The following is a 20139-nucleotide window of genomic DNA, read 5'->3' on the forward strand; positions in this document are numbered from 1 at the left end:
GGTGGACTGATAAACTTGAGCGCAAAATAAACTGCGCCATAGTCGAATGTCTCAACTGGTAACCCGCTGCCCTCATTGCAGCACCTCATTTCATGTCAATGACCAACAGCTGCGCGCCGCCCGCGGTGCGGTGCGCTGTGGCTCCTGCCTGCAGGTTTTTCGCGCGGATGAGAATATCGTCTTCAATGACAGCGACCCCGGCACTCGCAGTGACCTGGAGGCGCTGCTGGAGGACGACGATTTCCTGATCCACGACGATATCGAACTGGAGGATGACGAGCCCGCAGAGGGGAAAGCTCAGCCCCCCTTCCCTGCGCAACAACTGCTTTCCGACGCCCAAATCTCTGGAGAAGCGGCGCAATCCAGCACGTACACAACAGCGGAAGCCAGCCCAGAAAGTTTTATCGGTGATGCATTTGGCGATAGTGAGTGGCAGGAGCTGCAGGAAGAAACCGATAGTGCGGAGGAATCCGAAGAAGATCTTGCCTCGGTCCTCAAGCCAGATTGGAACGATGCCCCCGATTTCGACAGCGGCGCAATAGAGACGAGTGACGCCAAACTGACGGCTCCCGCAGACAGTCACCCGGATGACAAAGATCCCTGGGAACAGCCCCTCGGGGCGCAGGCTACAGAAAGCGTACCAGAGTCAGAGCCTGACGCTACCGCAGCGGCTTCCAGCCCCTCCCCACTAGACAGCCCTGAACCTTTAACCGTCCCCAGTAATGGGCGCCAAGAACCTTTTTTTGACTCTCCAGGCGACGCCGATCGCCAACCCCAGGCGAAGCCTGAGCGCGAGCCCAAGCCAGTGCGAGAACAGCTTATCTCCGCCATCCAGCCGGCACCTTTAGAGGTATCCTGGGGTAGGACAACGCCGAAAAGATCCTTTAGCCCCTGGCTGTGGTGGCTATTACTGCCCCTGCTAAGCCTCGCGCTGTTCGCACAAGTGGCCTACTTCCAGTTTGATCGACTCAGCAAGCAGCAGCCATGGCGCAGCCTCTACGCAGTAGCCTGCCCGATTTTCAGCTGCACCCTGCCCCAGCTCAAAGACCCCAGCGCCATCCAGGCCTCTAACCTGATGGTACGCAGCCACCCACAATTGGATGGCGCCCTGGTGGTGGACGCGGTGTTATTGAATACAGCTCCCTACCCGCAACCCTTCCCCAACCTGTTACTGAATTTCAGCGACCTGAAAAATAAAGCGGTGGCCAGCCGCCGCTTCACCCCCAGGGAGTACTTACAGGGCGAGCTGGCCGGGCGCAAGTTGATGCCCAAGGGTAGCCCCATCCATATTGCTATCGAGGTGGTTGATCCGGGCACTGAAGCGGTGAATTACGAGATGAAGATCACTCCATAGAAGAGTCATGCGCGCCATAGCCTTTTACCCATTGGCATGAAAAGCCACTGAAACTGACCACTCCGCAAGCTAAACGCACAGGGATCGATCAATTTGCCCGCTTTTTCGCTTTGCCAACGCTGGGCCAATCGTTATCATAGGCGGCCATTTTGCCAGGGCCCAGATCGCCCTTCCAAAGCCCAAACGGAGCTAGCGTGTCTATTGCTATAGGCCCCTACATTATCGACAACCCGGTAATCTTGGCGCCTATGGCCGGAGTCACCGATCGCCCCTTCCGCCAGCTGTGTCGCCAACTCGGTGCCGGGCTGGTGGTTTCGGAGATGGTAACCTCGGACACCCGCCTGTGGAACAGCCGCAAGTCACGCCTGCGCCTGGACCACAGTGGTGAGGCCGCTCCGATATCGGTGCAGATCGCCGGCGGCGATCCCGAGATGATGGCCCAGGCCGCTCGGGAAAACGTCCGTCGCGGCGCTCAAATCATCGATATCAATATGGGCTGCCCGGCAAAAAAAGTGTGTAAAAAAGCAGCGGGGTCCGCCCTGCTGCGGGATGAAAAGCTGGTTGCGGATATATTGCAGGCCGTGGTCCAGTCTGTCTCTGTCCCGGTGACGCTGAAGATTCGTACCGGCTGGTGTGCGGATTCCCGCAATGGCGTCACTATAGCCCAAATGGCCGAGAATGCCGGTATCGCCGCTCTGGCGGTTCACGGCCGCACTCGTGCCTGCGGCTACCATGGACAGGCTGAATTCGATACCATTGCCGAAATTGTATCCAGGGTAAGCATCCCGGTTTTTGCCAATGGCGACATTGGCAGTGCCGAGAGAGCCCGCCAGGTGCTTGATTACACAGGCGCGGCGGCGGTTATGATTGGCCGCGCCGCACAGGGAAGACCATGGATTTTTCGGGAAATAGCTCACTATCTCGCCACCGGCGAGCGGCTATCCGAACCAACATTGGACGAAGTGAGAAAAATACTGATCACCCACCTGAATGAATTGCACCAATTCTACGGTGAGGTGATGGGGGTCCGTATCGCCCGTAAACATGTGGGCTGGTACTTGAAGACACTCGCGAACAGCGAGTCCTTCCGCAAGACCTTTTTCCAGATAGAGAGCGCAGAAGTACAACATGCCAGCGTTCACGAGTGGTTTGAACGCCGAATAACGAGAGGGGCACAAGCGGCATGAATAACGAAGTATTGATTCCGGATACTGGCAGCGAAGAAGTATCCTCCAAGGGGCAAACGCAGCTGGCACAGCCACAGCAGCAGTCCCTGCGCGATGCCGTAGAGCACGCAATGGAGAACTATTTCCGCCACCTGGATGGCCAGATGGTTACCGATGTCTACGACATGGTGCTGTCAGAAATTGAAGCGCCCATGCTCGAAGTAGTGATGAAGTACACCCGTCACAACCAGACACGCGCCGCGCAATTGCTGGGTCTCAACCGCGGCACTCTGCGCAAGAAGCTGAAGCGCTACGGGCTTCTGTAAGCTTCCCACCGAGCAGAATTTTGAAGGGGGATGAGGTGACTCATCCCCCTTCGCTATTTTCCCGGCAGCACTTTTGTTGCCCCAGCGGACAGTCCGCTACAACCTTTAAAAATCCTTTTCGAAAACCAGTTGGATCAAGTGCAATGACAGACAAGGTTTCCATCCGCCGCGCTCTCATTAGTGTCTCTGACAAGAGTGGCATCGTAGAGTTCGCCCAACAGCTCTCCGCCATGGGTGTTGAGATTCTTTCCACAGGCGGCACCCATCGTCAGCTCAAAGAGGCAGGCATTCCCGTCGTGGAAGTTTCCGACTACACCGGTTTCCCAGAAATGATGGACGGTCGCGTCAAGACTCTGCACCCCAAAGTACACGGCGGTATTCTCGGTCGCCGCGGCACCGACGATACGGTGATGGGCGAACACGGCATCACTCCGATCGATATGGTTGTGGTCAACCTCTACCCCTTCGCACAAACTGTTGCCAAGCCGGACTGCTCTCTCGAGGACGCCATCGAGAATATCGATATCGGTGGTCCCACCATGGTGCGCGCCGCGGCCAAAAACCACAAAGACGTCGCCATCGTGGTCAATGCCAACGATTACGACAGCGTTATCGATGAAATGAAAGCCAATGCCGGTGCGCTCAGCCACACCAGCCGTTTCGACCTTGCCGTAAAAGCTTTCGAACATACCGCCAGCTACGACGGCGCTATCGCCAACTACCTGGGCACCATCAAAGGCGAAGAGAAACAGCTGTTCCCGCGCACTTACAACAGTCAGTTCATCAAGAAGCTGGACCTGCGCTACGGCGAGAACCCCCACCAGAAATCGGCGTTCTACACGGAGGCCAACCCGACGGAAGCCAGCATCTCTACAGCAACCCAGCTGCAGGGCAAAGAGTTGTCCTATAACAATATCGCCGATACCGATGCGGCACTGGAGTGTGTCAAAGCCTTCGATGAGCCCACCTGCGTGATTGTCAAACACGCCAACCCCTGTGGCGTCGCCACCGGCGAGGATATCGGCAAAGCCTACGATCTGGCCTTCGCTACCGACAGCGAATCCGCGTTCGGCGGTATTATCGCCTTTAACCGCGAACTGGACAGCGCCACCGCCCGCGCCATTGTCGAGCGCCAATTCGTCGAAGTAATCATCGCGCCCTCTGTCTCCGAGGACGCCAAGCAGGTCGTTGCCGAGAAGAAAAATGTGCGCCTGCTGGTCTGCGGCCAATGGGGTAGCGAGCGCACCCCAACCCTGGATTACAAGCGTGTCAACGGTGGCCTGCTGGTGCAGGATCGCGACGACGGTATCGTCACCGCCACCGACTTGAAAGTGGTCTCCAGGCGCCAGCCTACCGCAGCGGAAATCCGCGATCTGCTGTTCACCTGGAAAGTGGCCAAGTTCGTAAAATCCAATGCCATCGTGTACGGCAAAGACGGTCGCACCATCGGTGTGGGCGCCGGGCAGATGAGCCGTGTTAACTCCGCACGTATCGCCGCAATCAAAGCCGAGCACGCCGGCCTCGCTGTGGAGGGTTCCGTGATGGCCTCCGACGCCTTCTTCCCCTTCCGCGACGGCATCGACAACGCGGCCGCAGTGGGTATCCAGGCGGTGATTCAACCAGGCGGCTCCATGCGTGACGAAGAAGTTATTGCCGCAGCCGACGAGCATAATATGGCCATGGTCTTTACCGGCATGCGTCACTTCCGCCACTAAAAATGGCCAGCACCGCGGATCGCACGCTGCGATCCGCGGTAGCCTAATGATAACGGCCTTTACACTGGCTCCAATCAAGCGCCCACCCCAACGAGGCGCTCATTGCAGGCGGGCTACGCCACCTGTAGTGATTCCGCGCTAAACTAGCGCACCTGATACCTGTCCAATGGACCCAAGTGGTCGACTTAGGGGGATTTAAGAATGAATGTTTTAATCATCGGCTCAGGTGGCCGCGAACATGCCCTGGCGTGGAAAGCCGCGCAAAATCCGGCGGTTGGCACCGTCTTTGTGGCACCGGGCAATGCCGGTAGTGCCCGGGAAGACAAAGTAGAGAATGTGGCCATCGGCGTGGATAACTTCTCCGCATTGGCGGACTTCGCTGAAGAAAATGGCGTGGAACTCACTATCGTCGGCCCAGAAGCCCCGCTGGTTGATGGTATTGTGGACTTCTTTAACGGCCGCAGCCTCGCTATTTTTGGTCCCAGTAAAGGTGCCGCTCAACTCGAGGGCTCCAAGGCCTTTACCAAAGATTTTCTCGAGCGCCACAAAATTCCCACCGCCGCCTATCGCAATTTCACCGAAATTGAACCGGCCATCGAATATATTCGCGAACGCGGCGCTCCCATCGTAGTGAAAGCGGACGGCCTCGCCGCCGGCAAGGGCGTCATCGTCGCCGAAACTGAAGAGCAGGCTGAGCTAGCAGTACGCGATATGCTGTCTGGCAACGCTTTTGGCGAAGCCGGCTGTCGCGTCGTGATTGAGGAGTTCCTGCAGGGTGAGGAAGCGAGCTTTATTGTCTTGGTGGATGGGGAGAATATCTTGCCGATGGCCACCAGCCAGGATCACAAGCGTGTCGGCGACGGCGACACCGGTCCCAATACCGGCGGCATGGGTGCCTATTCCCCCGCACCAGTGGTTACCGATAGCGTATACCAGCGCATTATGCAGGAAGTTATCGAACCCACCGTAAAAGGTCTCGCCGCCGAAGGTACTCCTTATACCGGGTTCCTCTATGCCGGCCTGATGATCGACCCGGAGGGTGCTCCGCGGGTAATCGAATACAATTGCCGCTTTGGCGATCCGGAAACCCAGCCTATTTTAATGCGCTTGAAATCAGATCTGGTTGACCTGTGTCTGGCCGCGCTCGACAAGAAACTCGACAGCGTAAACGCAGAATGGGACCCGCGCCCATCTCTCGGTGTCGTACTGGCGGCACACGGCTACCCGGCCAGCTACCGCAAGGGCGATGCGATCAGTGGACTCGAGAAGGCCGACAGTGAAAATGCCAAGGTCTTTCACGCCGGTACCGCCGAAGACGGCGAGCGGGTGGTTACCAACGGCGGCCGTGTACTCTGCGCCACCGCTCTGGGCGACAGCGTTGCCGAGGCCCAGGCCAACGCCTACGAAGCCGCCCGCGCCATCTACTGGGACGGCGTTTTTTACCGGAAAGATATTGGCTATCGCGCAGTCGAAAGAGAACAAGCCGACAGCGTCAAGTAGTATCAGGCAAACATGGCGGTCGCTTCGGGCAACCGCCACCCAGAGGGAGCAACACGCAATGAGTGAACGCAATCTGAGTGGACTCGACGGCCTACTGATTCAGGCCGATCGGGCCCTGCGCACCCTGAGTCCGGGCGAACCCTGCCATAGACGTACCTCACCGGCAAAAGGTGAAACGGAAGCCGAACTCAGCGATGCTGAGCGCAAGCACGCCGCCGGCTTAATGCGCGTCAATCACAGCGGTGAGGTATGCGCACAAGCCCTTTACCAGGGCCAGGCGCTCACGGCAAAACTGCCCGAGGTGCGCGGGGAGATGGAGCGCGCCGCCGATGAGGAGATTGATCACCTGGCCTGGTGTGAGCAACGCCTCAAAGAATTAGACAGTCGTCCGAGCCTGCTCAACCCACTCTGGTACGGCCTGTCGTTTGGCCTCGGCGCCGCCGCCGGCAAAGTCAGCGATCGTATCAGCCTGGGGTTTGTCGCCGCGACGGAGGAACGGGTGTGCGAACATCTGGAGAGCCACCTGCAAAAGCTACCGCAGCAGGATAAAAAGAGCCGCGCAGTGGTAGAACAGATGTTAATCGATGAGAGTGAACACGCGCATGCCGCGCTGGCGGCGGGTGGAAAACGTTTCCCCGCCCCAGTGAAGGGCGCCATGTCCTTAGTTGCCAAGGTAATGACCTCTGCCAGCTATAAAGTTTAAACCCAACTATCGAGCCCCGGCGAAAGCCCGGCAAAACATAACCGACCTCAGAAAACACTATTGGCCCGTTAAAAATTGAAAGCTTTTTAACGGGCCTTTTTATTATTCTTGTAAGTCCTGACTCAGGCCTCTTCCACACGATAACTGTGCACAATTTCCACTCCCGCGTTGCGCAACATAATAGAAGCGGAGCAGTATTTCTCCGCGGAAAGCTCTACCGCACGTGCCACATGGGACTCTTTTAAACCGCGACCACGCACGACAAATTCCATCTCGATACGCTCGAATGGAGAAGGTGTGGTATCTGGGCGAATCCCGTTCAATTCGCAGTGACAGGAAATAATATCCTGACGCGCCTTCTGTAAAATGGAAACCACATCGTAAGCCGCACAGCCACCTACACCGAGAAGAATCATCTCCATCGGACGCATGCCATTGTTAGTGCGCCCCCCCTCCATTACTACCGAATTACCACTGCCGGCCTCGCCGACGAAAGTCAAATCATTGACCCAGGTTACCTTGCCCTGCATTGCCATGCTCCCGCTAAAACTCAAGTCGCGAAGCTTAGCACACAGCACAAGATTATCCCGATACGCAGAATATTTCCGGTATAGTAACCACAGCACCTCCGCGCGAAATACCCACCGCAGAAGTTTCCATGCTTCATTGGTGAATTTACAGTCCAATCGCACCGGCGCCAGAGTGTCACAGGTCACACTGCGGAACTTTGCCGCAACCTACCTCTGTTGGGGACTGATTTTTCGCGCGATAATTCAATAGTGCTCAGCTGCCAAAGCCGGGATAGAGCACGATACAAAAAATGAGGAATAAATCCGTGACGGTTGCTATCGAAGACCCCATGACTATCGGCAATATTGAAGACTTTCTGGCCCACTGCCACCGGCGTCGCTATCCGGCCAAGAGCACCATTATCTATGCCGGCGACCGCTGTGAATCCCTCTATTTCATCATGCGCGGCTCGGTCACCGTCCTGATTGAGGATGACGAAGGCCGCGAGATGATCGTCGCCTACCTGAACGACGGTGACTTTTTCGGTGAGATGGGCCTGTTTGATCAGGATACTCGCAGTGCTTGGGTGCGCACCAAAACCGAGTGTGAAGTTGCGGAAATCTCTTACACCAAGTTCCAGGAACTCACCCGCCAACACCCTGAGTTCTTATTCGCTCTGGCTACGCAAATGGCCGGACGCCTGCGCAACACCACCCGTAAAGTGGGCGACCTAGCTTTCCTTGACGTTACCGGTCGCGTGGCGCGCACCCTGCTGGACCTGTGCAATGAGCCCGATGCAATGACCCACCCAGAAGGCATGCAAATCAAGATCACACGCCAGGAAATTGGCCGCATTGTCGGTTGCTCCCGCGAAATGGTCGGACGGGTACTGAAAACACTGGAAGAACAGGGGCTGGTATCCGTCAAAGGCAAGACCATGGTGGTCTACGGCACGCGCTAAAAGCCTCGCCTTAAGCCACAAAAAAGGGCGATTAATAAATCGCCCTTTTTTGTGGCTGAGACTTTATTGCTCGGCTTTTTTGGCAAAGCCATCCTGTACTCAGTTAAACATTTCCATCAGTTTACGTCCCGGCTCCTCTTCGCGCATAAAAGCCTCACCAACCAAGAACGCATTAACACTGTGTCCGCGCATGGCCGCGACATCATCGGTCGTGTGGATGCCGCTTTCTGTCACAACGATGCGATCGTCAGGTATCAAATCGAGCAGCTTAAACGTATTCTCTAGCTGGACGTCAAAGGTGTGCAGGTTGCGATTATTAATACCCACCAGGCGGTTGGGTAAAACTAGGGCTCGCTCTAGCTCCGCGCGATTGTGCACCTCCACCAAAACATCCAGCCCCAATTCCAAAGCCAGCGTATTGAGTTCCTGCATTTGCTGATCTTCCAAGCAAGCAGCAATCAGCAAAATGCAATCGGCGCCTATCGCCCGCGCTTCATAAATCTGGTAGGGGTCTACGGTAAAATCCTTGCGCAATACCGGCAGGCGCACCGCATTACGCGCTTGTTGTAAATAATTGTCGGCACCTTGGAAAAAATCGATATCGGTAAGTACTGACAGACAGGCCGCACCACCCCGTTCATAGCTGGTAGCAATTTCCGCGGGAAGGAAATCCTCGCGAATCACCCCTTTACTGGGTGAGGCCTTTTTGATTTCGGCAATCACCGCGGCCCCGCCCTCAGCAATTTTGTGCTCCAGAGCTGTAACAAACCCCCGAGCCGGGGGCTGGTCCTGTGCGCGCAGACGTATATCATCCAAGCTACATTGGACTTTGCGCTCCGCCACTTCCTGCCACTTGCGCTCGATAATAGTTTTTAAAATGGTCGGTGTGCTCACGATTTCACTTCCTCGGGGCGAAAGGCGCTGGTAAAGGCTGCCAGGTCATTAATTTTTTCCGCGGCCAAGCCGCTATCGATAGCGTCCTGGGCCATCGCGACACCCTGCTCCGCCGTGGTTGCCGTACCGCTGACATAAATTGCCAGGCCGGCGTTCAAAGCAATGATATCGGCGGCTTTTTGTCCGGCCTCGGTCTCGCGTTTACCCAGCGCATCGCGGATGAGTGACAGAGACTCTGCAGCTCCCGATACAATCAGGCCAGCCAGCTCACGCCTCTGCAGACCAAAGTCTTCGGGGCGCAGGACAAATTCACTGATAACGCCATCTTTCAATTCCACCGCGAAAGTATCTGCGGCGATACTAGCCTCATCGAGGCCATCATCACTGTGCAAAACCAACACGTGTTCGGAGCCAAGACGCTGCAAAACCTCCGCCAACAGGCGGCAGTAGCGCTTCTCATAAACGCCAATGACTTTGTGTTTTACCCCGGCGGGGTTAGTCATGGGACCAAGCAGATTAAAAATAGTGCGAAGCCCAAGTGCTTTACGCGCCGGTCCCACGTGGCGAACCGCACTGTGAAAACTCGGAGCAAACATAAAGCCGATGCCGATAGTTTCCACACAGCGCGCCATTTGCTTGGGACTCAGATCCAAATAAACCCCGGCGCGTTCAAGGAGGTCGGCGGAGCCACTGCTAGAGGACACCGATCGGTTACCGTGTTTGGCGACCCTGGCCCCCGCTGCGGCCGCAACAAAACTACTGGCGCTGGACACATTAAACAGGTTGGCACCGTCGCCACCAGTGCCAACGATATCCACGGTATTGTCCAGGTTGAGTTCCACCTTGGTGGCCAGTGCGCGCATAGTTTCCACCGCACCGACAATCTCCTCGACGGTCTCACCGCGAATACGCAATGCGATCAGTAGCGCCCCTATCTGCGCCTCCTGAGTTTCGCCGCGCATGATTTGACCCACCGTCTCACGCATTTCCTCACGGGTTAGATGCTCCCCATCTACCAGCTTGGCGATGGCCTGTTGAATATTCATTGTGTCCCCTCTGCCCCGCGCTCTATTGATTGATACGGAAGAAAAAAAACCCTCCGCATTTTTTGCCCTTTACATTCAGGACTCGAGAAAATTCCTCAGCATATCGTGACCGTGCATAGTGAGAATGGACTCAGGGTGGAACTGCACCCCCTCTATTGCCAATTCACGGTGGCGCAGCCCCATAATTTCATCAATCTCGCCCTCGGCGGTCTCCGTCCAGGCGGTAACTTCCAGGCACTCCGGCAGGCTGCCCTTTTCTACCACCAGGGAGTGATAGCGAGTCGCCTCAAAGGGGTTGGACAAACCATGAAACACCCCGAGATTGTTGTGCACTATAGGCGATGTTTTGCCGTGCATTACCTGCCCGGCACGCACTACGCGGCCGCCAAATACCTGTCCGATACTCTGGTGCCCAAGACAGATACCCAGGATTGGGGTTCGCCCGGCAAAATGGCGGATCACCTCCAGGGAAATCCCCGCCTCGTTGGGCGTACAGGGCCCCGGCGAAATAACAATTTTTGCTGGGGCCATCTGTTCGATTTCCTCCAGGGTAATCTCATCATTGCGCTTGACTACTACCTCTGCACCCAACTCCTCCAGGTACTGCACCACATTCCAGGTAAAGGAGTCGTAGTTATCGATCATTAAAATCATTATTCGGCCCCCATAGCCTTATCGGTACTACCGGTTTTTTCCATACGTTTTTGCAGACGCGCCAAGGCCGTCTGAGTAGAGCGCAGCTCGCGCAGGATTTCAGTTTGGCTGGGCGGTAGGCACATCTCATCCATACGGCGCAGCTTGGCCTCCTCCAGGTTATTGAGCACCACCCCAATAAACAGGTTGATCATGACAAAGGCGCCCATAACCACAAAGCTAATAAAATACAGCCAAGCCCAGGGCATTGCGTCCATGGCCGTGTACATTATGTCGGTCCAATCTTCGAAGGTCACAATACGGAACAGGGTCAACAAGGCAATCGGCAAACTGCGCCAGTGGGTTGGGTCCACTTCGTGGAAGAGAAAGTAACCCGCCACACCATAGATATAAAAAATAATCCCCATCAACAGGGCGATATGCATCATGCTGGGCAAACTGCGCAAAAGTGTGTCCACCAGAGTGCGCAACTCGGGGAAGGCGGAAACCAAGCGCAATACCCGCAGCACCCGCACCAGACGCGCGAGCGTAGCCAGGGGCCCGGTAGCGGGTATCAAACTCAGGGCAATAATGGTGAAATCGAAGCAGTTCCAGCCATTGGCAAAATAACGCCAGGGCCGCGAGCCATGGGAGACCATTTTTACCGCCGCCTCAAGGATAAAAGAGGCCAGCACCAGCTGATTTATAACGCCCAATGGAGCGCCGAAGCGCTCCATCACCCAGTTTGAGGTCTCCAGGCCCACCGCCAGCGCATTCAGCAGAATCATGCCGATAATCACCTGATTAAACAGGGGTGTTTCGGCAATCTGCTGACAGCGCGTGGCGAGGGATACTTTTTGAGAAATACTAGCTTCGCTCATTTTGTTCGGTCTTTACTTCTTTACAACGACTGCCCAGGGCCATGCCCGCTGCGCGGAACAGTGCCCGGGCTTTATTCATGGTTTCGTCCCACTCGGACTGGGGGTCGGAATCAGCCACCAGGCCGGCGCCTGCCTGGATAAACAGCTGACCATCCTTGATCACCGCGGTGCGGATTGCGATAGCCGTGTCCATATTGCCATTCCAGGCCAGGTAACCCACCGCACCGCCATAGATACCGCGCTTCTCAGGCTCCAGCTCATCGATAATCTCCATGGCGCGAATCTTTGGTGCCCCAGACAGAGTGCCGGCCGGCAGCGCCGCACGCAGTGCATCCATACCGGAGAATCCCTCCCGCAGCTGGCCGGTCACATTGGAGGTGATATGCATGACATGGGAATAGCGCTCCACAACCATCTGCTCGGTGACCCGCACACTGCCGGTAGCGGCTACGCGGCCCACATCGTTACGTCCCAAATCGATCAGCATCAGATGCTCGGCACATTCCTTGGGGTCCGCCAAAAGCTCCGCCTCCAGGGCCTTATCCTCCTCTTCAGAGGCACCCCGGCGGCGGGTGCCGGCCAGTGGGCGCACCGTCATCTCACCCTCTTCCAGGCGCACCAGGATCTCCGGGCTTGACCCCACAACCTGGTGATCGCCCAGATCGAGAAAATACATGTAAGGCGAAGGGTTCAGGCTACGCAAGGCGCGATAGAAATTGAGTGGGGGCGCATTAAAAGGCGCCGATAAGCGCTGGGAGGGCACGACCTGCATCACATCTCCGGCGAGGACATAGTCCTTAACCCGATCCACCGCCGCTTTAAAATTATCTTCACCGAAGTGGGAGTGAAAGGCACTCTCCTCGATCCCGTTACCATCCAAGTCCAGAGGAACAGTATCCGGCAGTGGCTGCGCAAGTCGTTCGACCAACTGATCCAGGCGCCGCTGGGCCCGCGCGAAGGCATCCTGCTGTTGTGGGTCCGCGTGCACAATAAAAATTACCGCGCCCGCTAGGTTATCAAACACCACCAACTCGTCGCTGACCATCAGGAGAATGTCAGGATTCCCCAAATTGTCCTGCGGCATGCTGTCAGCCAGACGCGGTTCTATATAGCGCACACAGTCATAACCAAAATATCCGACTAGGCCACCATTGAAGCGCGGTAAATCGGGAAGCTCCGGCACTCGATAGCGCTGCTGGAAAGCTTCCACAAAGGCCAACGGGTCCCGTTCGGTATGACGCTCGATAATTTCTTCAGCCCGCTCCACCGTGACCTCATTGCCACGCACCCGCAGCAGGGTGCTCGCCGGCAGTCCAATAATGGAGTAGCGACCCCATTTCTCCCCTCCCTGAACAGACTCGAGCAGATAGCTGTAACGGCCTTCGCCGAGCTTCAGGTAAGTGGACAGAGGTGTTTCAATATCGGCCAGTACTCGGCGCACCAGCGGTATACGGTTATAGCCCGCAGACACAAGTTGGGCGTATTCGGTTGGGGTCATAGAGACTCCGATCTATTGGGTATTTTTCTAGTTGGCGCCAGAGTATAGGCGGCGCCCACAGGAGAGGTGGCCGAATGGTATTGCCTACCGATTTGGCCTCAGTGAATCAGCGGCGCCATCGCCCGCTGTTAAGTGTGGAGGTAGTGTGGTTCACGGAAATTCCCTCAGTGCAGGCGCACAAGTTTACAAATCCCGTAAACAGCGGGCAAGGGGCTGCCCGCTAGGTTTTTTATTGGGAGAGACTCTGGCGCATTGCTCCAATCACTTCAGAATAGTCTGGAGCATTGAAAATAGCGGAGCCGGCCACAAAGGTATCCGCACCTGCGGCGGCGATTTCCGCAATATTATCGCGGTTCACCCCGCCATCAATCTCCAGGCGAATATCGTAACCGGAAGCATCGATCAGCTGGCGTGTTTCGCGCAGCTTTTCCAAAGTGCCTGGGATAAATTTCTGCCCACCAAAGCCCGGATTGACCGACATCAGCAAAATCATATCCAGCTTATCCATCACATACTTCGCCGCATCCAGTCCAGTGGCCGGATTGAAGACCAGGCCAGCCTTGCAACCGAGGCTCCGGATCAGCTGTAGGGAGCGGTCTGGATGACGCGAGGCCTCCGGGTGAAAGGTGATATAAGTAGCGCCCGCATCGGCAAACATACGAATCATATCGTCGACCGGCTCCACCATCAGGTGCACATCGATAGGCGCTTCAACGCCGTGTTTGCGCAGTGCCTGGCACACCATGGGGCCAATGGTGAGGTTGGGGACATAGTGGTTGTCCATCACGTCGAAGTGCACCCAATCGGCTCCGGCAGCCAAAACATTGTCCACCTCTTCCCCAAGGCGCGCAAAGTCGGCGGAGAGAATGGAGGGGGCAATCTTGTAATCTGACATCTTAGATTCCTTCAGTAACTCAATTTTCCGCGGTTAGGCGGCGATGCAGTCTTTCCAGGCGCTCGGGGGTCCCCACGTCACACCAGTCGCCCCGGTATAACTCTGCCTGTAATTTGTCTTCATGGAAGGTGAACACTTCACCAAGGCCGAAGCATTCACGCACCTTGGGGTAATGAGCAAGGGTTTGCGGGCGCAGCCAACTGATACCCGCAAAGGTAAAGCGGGGCTTGGCGGTTCCAGACAAGAGCCCGTTTTCAATACCAAAGTCCCCTTCCGGGTTGTGCGGAGGGTTTGGCACCATAAGTAGGCGCCCAGGACAATACTCGGGCAACGGGCGGGCCGCCCAGCGGGAGAGGTCGAAATCGCACCAGACATCCCCATTGACCACCAGAAAAGGAGCCTCGCCTAGGTGCGGCATCGCATTGAGAATTCCCCCGGCAGTCTCGAGAGGTCTGTCTTCGTGCTCAACGGAGTAATGGATATCGAGCCCCCAGCGATCGCCACTACCCAGGTAGTCCCGAATCATATGCCCCAGGTAGCCCAGATTGATCACCACCCGCTTGACCCCAACGCCCTGCAGGCGCTCCAGAGCGTGTTCGATTAACGGTTTTCCCGCTACGGCCAGTAGAGGTTTGGGAGCTTGGTCGGTCAGTGGACGCATTCGGCGCCCAAAGCCCGCGGCCAATACCATGGCCGTTGTCGGGGCTGTCTCGGTGAGGTCGGTCATTCAATTAATCTATACAATTTTTAGGCGGGTCACCGGCATAGCGGTAGTCGCTGTACCAAGGCTGCTGTTCGATCAATGGGAGCAATTGGCTCTCGAACCAGCGGGCAAATGGCTTCAGCTCTGCATAGCGCCCAGCCGTTTCCAATATGTAGCGTATCACCAAGGGCAAATCCCCCAGGTAGCCCTGCTTACCATCGCGCAATGCCAAGCGCGGAAACAGACCCAGAACTTTAATATGGCGCTGCAGCCCCATCCAGTCGAACCAAGCTAAGAACGTCTCCGGCTCCACAGGTTCCAGCACCCCGGCGGCTTCCGCAGTGGCGGCATAAGCTAGCGCCCAGCGCTCCACCCGCTCCCTCGGCCAGCGGATATAACAATCCCGCAGCAGTGAAACCAGGTCATAGGTGACCGGCCCCCAGACAGCGTCCTGAAAGTCGACAATTCCGGGGCGTTCGCCGCCACGTATCATTAAGTTTCGGCTGTGATAATCCCTGTGTACCAAAGTCTGCGGCTGGTTGGCAGCACTCTCCAGTAACTGCTGGAAGGTGTCTTCCAGCATGCGGGTTTCCGCCTCTTGAAGCCGATAGCCAAGCAATTTACTCACCAGCCATTCGGGCATAATACGCATTTCGGTAAGCAACAGCTCGGGACTGTATGTCGGCAACAAGTCCTCTTGCCTCGGTATTTGCTGCAAACTCAGAAGCTCGCTCATCACCTCCGCATAGAGCCCTTCAACGCTGTCATTACCCAGCACACTGAACAACTGAGTATCCCCAAGATCCTCTAGCAACAGATAGCCATCGGTCGCATTGGCAGCAATTACCATAGGCGTGTGAACCCCATTGCGTCGCAGGTAGTCAGCAAGAGCCACAAAGCGGGCGGGATCGGTGCGCTCAGGCGGGGAGTCAACAGCGATCAATCGAGGCTCAGCCGAGGTACGAAAATACCGCCGAAAACCCGCATCGCCGGCGAGGTTGACCAGTGCTGCAGGGGACTCGTCATCAAGTACTCTCCCCACCCACCGGGCCAATGCCACTTGTCGGAGATCTTCACTCACAGTACATTCTTCATTCATTCGCCAGCCTGTCGCTTGCTCTCTATTAAAACAGTTTCCCATTCAGCGGTTCGCATTATAACCCTGCCCTGGGCGACGCACAGCGACTTTAACATCCGTCTACTTACACCCGTACCACCTGTTCGGCTATTAACCACTTCTACATTCAAGTAGAATTGGGCGATAATTTTTTGCGCGCCCCGGCTGGATAGCTGTCGCTCGCATCTGCCGATAAAGAAACTCTCAAGAATAGCCGGAACCTATCGATTGATGCTTGAAGTCTCCCGGTGGCGTCGCCTCGCGCTGGCGATAGCTCAGAACCCTCGAGTCCACTCTCTGGCGCTCGGCCTGATCGCCGTACACCCCCTATGGGCTCTAGCCGAACAGGGCGTTGCCGACCCGGAATACAACCCCTATTTGTATTTGGACTGGTTACCCCGCTCCGAATTAACCCCAGAAGAAAGGGCCAGGATGCCTGCCATTTGTTCTGGAGCCTTTGTGGCGCCGCCCAGAAATTATCCGGACGCAAACCTTCCACCTGAAGACGCCCCGCTGCGTGCCACCGCTGAGCAGTCCCGCTTACTGGAAAACGGCACTGCGGAATTGAGCGGCAATGTTCATATCACCCAAGGCTATCGCCAGTTGTTTGCGGATCGGGTGGACCTCAACCGCCAGAACAATACCGCTTACCTGAGCGGCGCGATCGAACTGCGCGAGCCCAACTTGTTGATCCGCGGTGCCTCCGCCGAAGTGCAAACCGATAGTGAAGCGGCCTCCGTTGAAGACGCCACCTATGTTGTGCACGATGCATTTATCCATGGCAACGCAGCCCAAGTCGCCCGCCAAACCAGTGGTGAGTTGACGCTTACCCAGGGTACCTATACACGCTGTGAGCCGGGGCGGGAGTTCTGGCGTCTAACCGGCGGCGAAATCAATATCGACGAGGTGGAAAGCCAGGGGACCGCGCGCGATGTGCGCCTGGAGATACTCGATGTGCCTGTACTCTACTTCCCCTATTTTCGCTTTCCGGTAGGCGACGCGCGCATGTCGGGCTTTCTCTTTCCCTCCCTGAGTAATAGCGATAAAAACGGCTGGGACTTATCTGTTCCTTACTACTGGAATATAGCGCCACAGATGGACGCAACTATTACGCCGCGCTATATCCAGTATCGAGGCACCGGCTTAGAAGTAGAGTTTCGGCATCTCAGTCCCATATTCAATACCGAAGTGCGGGTGGCCGATCTACCCAATGACCGTGGGGGCAATGATGACTTGTCCCAGAAACTCATTGATCGGGGTTTCCCACAGGATCTGGTCCTGCCCTATAAGGGCGAGGACCGCTGGCTGGTTAACCTCGAGCAGCAAGGCGGCTACAGCGGCAGTATCTGGCGTACGGATATCGACTTCACTAAGGTCAGTGACCCGGATTATTTCCGGGATTTGAGTACGGCCAACCTTCAGGTCAACGCGGAAACCAAGGTGAACCAAACGGCGCAAGGTAGGCTGACCAGTGAAAACTGGCGGGTTACTCTACGTGCCCAAGACTACCAAGTGTTAGAGAATGACCTCTTCGATGAATTTGCCCAACTGCCCCGCCTGGATGTGGACGGCAATTACCGCTGGGGCGACTGGCAACTCGCCCTGCAAAATGAAGCCACGGTATGGCGGCACCAGGACACCCAGACGATACAATTTATTCGAAATACCAATGATCCGGACAGCGTCATCACCAAGACGAGTGATTTTATAACCGCAGATCGCCTGCGCCTGGACTATGAACTTTTTTGGGACAAGGAATGGCTGTGGGGCTATTTTAAGCCTGGCTTGGCTGGCCGCTACCTGGGCTATCAGGTTAGCGATACCTTCCTGCCGGAAGGTGCCAACGACACACCCAGCGCCGCCGCCGCCCAGCTCACCCTGGATACCGGCCTCTACTTTGAGCGGGATAGCTTTGCCTTTAACCACGAATACATCCAAACCCTGGAGCCCCGGCTTTACGGTCTGCTGAGTAGTAATGCGAAACAGGCAGATTTCTTCGATATCAGTAGGGAAGAAATTAATTACCCTGATACAGAGGAAGTCTTTATCGACCCTGATAGTAATAACCTGCTTTACGATACCGCACTGTTTACCTTCAGCTACGACCAGCTGTTCCGTAACAGCCGCTTTACCGGTAATGACCGGATAGACGATGCAGACCGTATTGCTTTGGGGTTGACTACCCGCTTTATCGAGCCCGTTAGTGGCCGCGACCTTTTCTCCGCTAGTATTGGGCAGGTTTTTTATTCCAGTGATACTCAAATCGGGCTGGAAGAGCTAATCGAGGAAACACCTCGGTCTGAGCTGGCCGCACGACTGGAGAGCCGCCCAATACAATCCCTGCGCATCCGCAGTGAGCTGGTCTACGATGACACGGAGCACAGCGTTAATCGCGGCAACTTCAGCCTGCGCTACTTTGATGACGATGCCCGTATCTTCAACCTCAGCTATTACTATGAGCGGAATGACAATCCGCTTTTCCCCGATGAGATTAACAACGACGATGACTCCTCTGTCCGACAGTTGAATAGCTCCGCCGTACTACCCCTCAATATCCATACCTCTATAATGGCTGGCGCAGCCTATGATTTCACCTTGAATCGGGAACTGGAATACCTGGCAGGTATCGAATACGACGATTGCTGCTATCGGGCGCGGCTGGTATGGCGCCGTACCTTAGATAATGATTTGGCTGGGGTGGTAGCGGCTAAAGACCTAGAGTATGACCAAGGTATATTCCTCGAGGTACAACTGAAAGGCCTAGCCGGGTTTGGTGCGACCGTCACCCAAATGCTCACCCAGGGAATCGCCAATTTTGATCAGAGAGAAAAGCTGAAACCGTGATGAAAATAATGCAGAATTTTATGTCGAAATTGGGGCTGTCATCCGTTCTGGCCGCCTATGCTCTGATCGCCAGTACAGTCACAGCACAGGTACAAACCCTGGACCGGGTAGTCGCAGTGGTCGATGAAGATGTGGTGATGGCCAGTGAGTTGGCCCAGCGTATCAACACGATCGCCAGCCAAATTCAGGCCCAGCAAGTTCAGGCTCCGCCGATTGATATATTGCGCCGCCAGGTTCTCGAACAACTGATCATCGAACGATTGCAGTTGCAAATGGCTTCCCGCGCAGGCGTTACCATCTCTGAGTCTGAACTCGATCAGGCCATAGCCCGAGTCCAACAAAACGCCAGCGTCAGCCCGGAAGAGTTTCGTCAGCGCTTGCGCGCCGATGGCATGACCGTGAAGAGCTTCCGCCAACAGATCCGCCAGGAGCTGATGATCCGCCGGGTGGAACAAGGCAGTGTCAACCGCCGTATCCAGATCACCGATCAGGACATCGATAACTTCCTGCGCTCTAAAGAAGGGGAGTTCTGGAAATCCCCCCAGTATGAATTGGGCCACATTCTAATCCCCATTAGCTCCAGCGCCCCAGCCAGTGAAGTTACCCAAGCTCGTGAGAAAGCCGAAGACCTGTCTCAACAGGTGCGCGGCGGCGCCGATTTCCGACGCCTGGCGATCGCCAACTCTGCCGGGCAGAATGCCCTCGCCGGCGGCGACCTGGGCTGGCGTAAAACCGTCGAACTGCCCACCTTATTTGCCGATGCACTCAACGGCCTCAAGGTAGGCGATGTAAGCGAACCCTTCCGCAGTGATGCCGGTTTCCACCTGCTAAAGATACATGCACAAAAAGGCGCTAGTGAACAGCTTGTAGAACAGACTAAGGTTCGTCATATTCTCCTTAAACCCTCAGCAATCCTCTCCGATGACGAGGCGTACAACAAGCTGGTGGCGATGCGTGAAGAGGCGATGGACAGTGATAATTTTTCTGAGCTGGCTCGGGAAAACTCGGAAGATATCGGCTCAATGCTGTCCGGTGGTGATCTGGGCTGGTCCATGCCCGGCCAATTTGTGCCGGAATTTACCCAGGCCATGAAGACCACAAGTATTGGTGAAATCAGCCTGCCGTTTCGCAGTCAATTTGGTTGGCATATTCTCAAGGTAGAAGATCGCCGCAAACAGGATATGACGGATCAGTATATCCGCAACCAGGCTGCCAGCCTTTTGCGTAACCGTCGCTATGAGGAAGAGCTGCAAAATTGGCGCCGGGAAATCCGCGACCAGGCCTATGTTGAAATTAAACTGACCGAAGAGAAAGAAGGCAGCGCAGACGAAGCGCAATAAAAGCTCTTCTCAAGATCTCTGGAACCGGGCCAAAGTGCCCGGTTTTTTATTCG

18 protein-coding genes are annotated in these 20139 nt (G+C 55.9%); 9 read left to right on the plus strand and 9 right to left on the minus strand.

Translation table 11 applies throughout. From position 1 onward, the window contains the following. The first annotated feature begins 46 nt into the window (after positions 1-46). The 6 genes from Q1A69_RS13250 (at position 47) to coq7 (ending at position 6764) form a co-directional block, all read left to right on the plus strand. Positions 47-1354, plus strand: coding sequence for a DUF3426 domain-containing protein (locus Q1A69_RS13250; protein WP_299586116.1), 1308 nt, complete (start codon positions 47-49; stop codon positions 1352-1354). A 248-nt stretch (positions 1355-1602) separates the two neighbouring features. Next, positions 1603-2541 carry a tRNA dihydrouridine synthase DusB gene (dusB, locus tag Q1A69_RS13255; RefSeq protein ID WP_299586193.1) on the plus strand — a complete coding sequence of 313 codons (939 nt, stop codon included), beginning with the start codon at positions 1603-1605 and terminating at the stop codon, positions 2539-2541. Then, complete coding sequence (gene fis / locus Q1A69_RS13260) at positions 2538-2846, plus strand: DNA-binding transcriptional regulator Fis (RefSeq protein ID WP_299586119.1); 309 nt, start codon at positions 2538-2540, stop codon at positions 2844-2846. The genes dusB and fis overlap by 4 nt, the downstream gene beginning before the upstream one ends. 143 nt (positions 2847-2989) lie before the next feature. Beyond that, on the plus strand, positions 2990-4561 hold the full coding sequence (gene purH / locus Q1A69_RS13265) for a bifunctional phosphoribosylaminoimidazolecarboxamide formyltransferase/IMP cyclohydrolase (protein WP_299586122.1): 1572 nt from the start codon (positions 2990-2992) through the stop codon (positions 4559-4561). 201 nt (positions 4562-4762) lie between these two features. Then, positions 4763-6061 carry a phosphoribosylamine--glycine ligase gene (purD, locus tag Q1A69_RS13270; RefSeq protein WP_299586125.1) on the plus strand — a complete coding sequence of 433 codons (1299 nt, stop codon included), beginning with the start codon at positions 4763-4765 and terminating at the stop codon, positions 6059-6061. Between the two features lie 58 nt (positions 6062-6119). After that, positions 6120-6764, plus strand: a complete 645-nt coding sequence (gene coq7, locus Q1A69_RS13275; RefSeq protein ID WP_299586128.1) for a 2-polyprenyl-3-methyl-6-methoxy-1,4-benzoquinone monooxygenase — start codon at positions 6120-6122, stop codon at positions 6762-6764. Positions 6765-6886: 122 nt separating this feature from the next. Here the strand turns inward: coq7 and Q1A69_RS13280 are convergent, their stop codons facing one another. Continuing rightward, positions 6887-7294: an OsmC family protein gene (locus tag Q1A69_RS13280; protein WP_299586131.1), complete on the minus strand. Its 408-nt coding sequence runs from the start codon at positions 7292-7294 to the stop codon at positions 6887-6889. Positions 7295-7584: 290 nt separating this feature from the next. Between Q1A69_RS13280 and crp the strand changes: the two genes are divergently transcribed. After that, positions 7585-8235 carry a cAMP-activated global transcriptional regulator CRP gene (gene crp / locus Q1A69_RS13285; protein WP_051089460.1) on the plus strand — a complete coding sequence of 217 codons (651 nt, stop codon included), beginning with the start codon at positions 7585-7587 and terminating at the stop codon, positions 8233-8235. A 99-nt stretch (positions 8236-8334) separates the two neighbouring features. Here the strand turns inward: crp and trpC are convergent, their stop codons facing one another. The 8 genes from trpC to Q1A69_RS13325 form a co-directional block, all read right to left on the minus strand. After that, positions 8335-9132, minus strand: a complete 798-nt coding sequence (gene trpC / locus Q1A69_RS13290) for an indole-3-glycerol phosphate synthase TrpC (protein ID WP_299586195.1) — start codon at positions 9130-9132, stop codon at positions 8335-8337. Further along, a complete protein-coding gene (gene trpD, locus Q1A69_RS13295) occupies positions 9126-10175 on the minus strand; it encodes an anthranilate phosphoribosyltransferase (RefSeq protein ID WP_299586133.1) in 1050 nt (349 codons plus the stop codon). The genes trpC and trpD overlap by 7 nt, the downstream gene beginning before the upstream one ends. Before the next feature lie 75 nt (positions 10176-10250). Further along, the gene (locus Q1A69_RS13300) at positions 10251-10829 is read right to left on the minus strand and encodes an aminodeoxychorismate/anthranilate synthase component II (RefSeq protein WP_299586136.1); all 579 of its coding nucleotides are present in this window, start codon (positions 10827-10829) and stop codon (positions 10251-10253) included. Then, on the minus strand, positions 10829-11689 hold the full coding sequence (locus Q1A69_RS13305) for an ion transporter (protein WP_299586140.1): 861 nt from the start codon (positions 11687-11689) through the stop codon (positions 10829-10831). Before Q1A69_RS13305 ends, Q1A69_RS13300 begins: the two co-directional genes overlap by 1 nt. Further along, the gene (trpE, locus tag Q1A69_RS13310) at positions 11676-13187 is read right to left on the minus strand and encodes an anthranilate synthase component I (protein ID WP_299586143.1); all 1512 of its coding nucleotides are present in this window, start codon (positions 13185-13187) and stop codon (positions 11676-11678) included. Before trpE ends, Q1A69_RS13305 begins: the two co-directional genes overlap by 14 nt. Positions 13188-13416: 229 nt before the next feature. Beyond that, entirely contained in the window at positions 13417-14082 is a 666-nt protein-coding gene (gene rpe / locus Q1A69_RS13315) for a ribulose-phosphate 3-epimerase (protein WP_299586145.1), read from the minus strand. Positions 14083-14101: 19 nt separating this feature from the next. After that, positions 14102-14809: a nucleotidyltransferase family protein gene (locus Q1A69_RS13320; protein WP_299586148.1), complete on the minus strand. Its 708-nt coding sequence runs from the start codon at positions 14807-14809 to the stop codon at positions 14102-14104. Between the two features lie 4 nt (positions 14810-14813). Beyond that, entirely contained in the window at positions 14814-15866 is a 1053-nt protein-coding gene (locus Q1A69_RS13325) for a phosphotransferase (RefSeq protein WP_299586151.1), read from the minus strand. Positions 15867-16133: 267 nt separating this feature from the next. Between Q1A69_RS13325 and Q1A69_RS13330 the strand changes: the two genes are divergently transcribed. Together Q1A69_RS13330 and Q1A69_RS13335 are read left to right on the plus strand one after the other, a co-directional pair. After that, a complete protein-coding gene (locus Q1A69_RS13330) occupies positions 16134-18746 on the plus strand; it encodes an LPS-assembly protein LptD (protein WP_299586153.1) in 2613 nt (870 codons plus the stop codon). Positions 18747-18754: 8 nt separating this feature from the next. Further along, positions 18755-20086 carry a peptidylprolyl isomerase gene (locus Q1A69_RS13335; RefSeq protein WP_299586198.1) on the plus strand — a complete coding sequence of 444 codons (1332 nt, stop codon included), beginning with the start codon at positions 18755-18757 and terminating at the stop codon, positions 20084-20086. Positions 20087-20139: the final 53 nt, after the last annotated feature.

Source organism: uncultured Microbulbifer sp. (assembly GCF_947498635.1).
Taxonomy (GTDB): domain Bacteria; phylum Pseudomonadota; class Gammaproteobacteria; order Pseudomonadales; family Cellvibrionaceae; genus Microbulbifer; species Microbulbifer echini.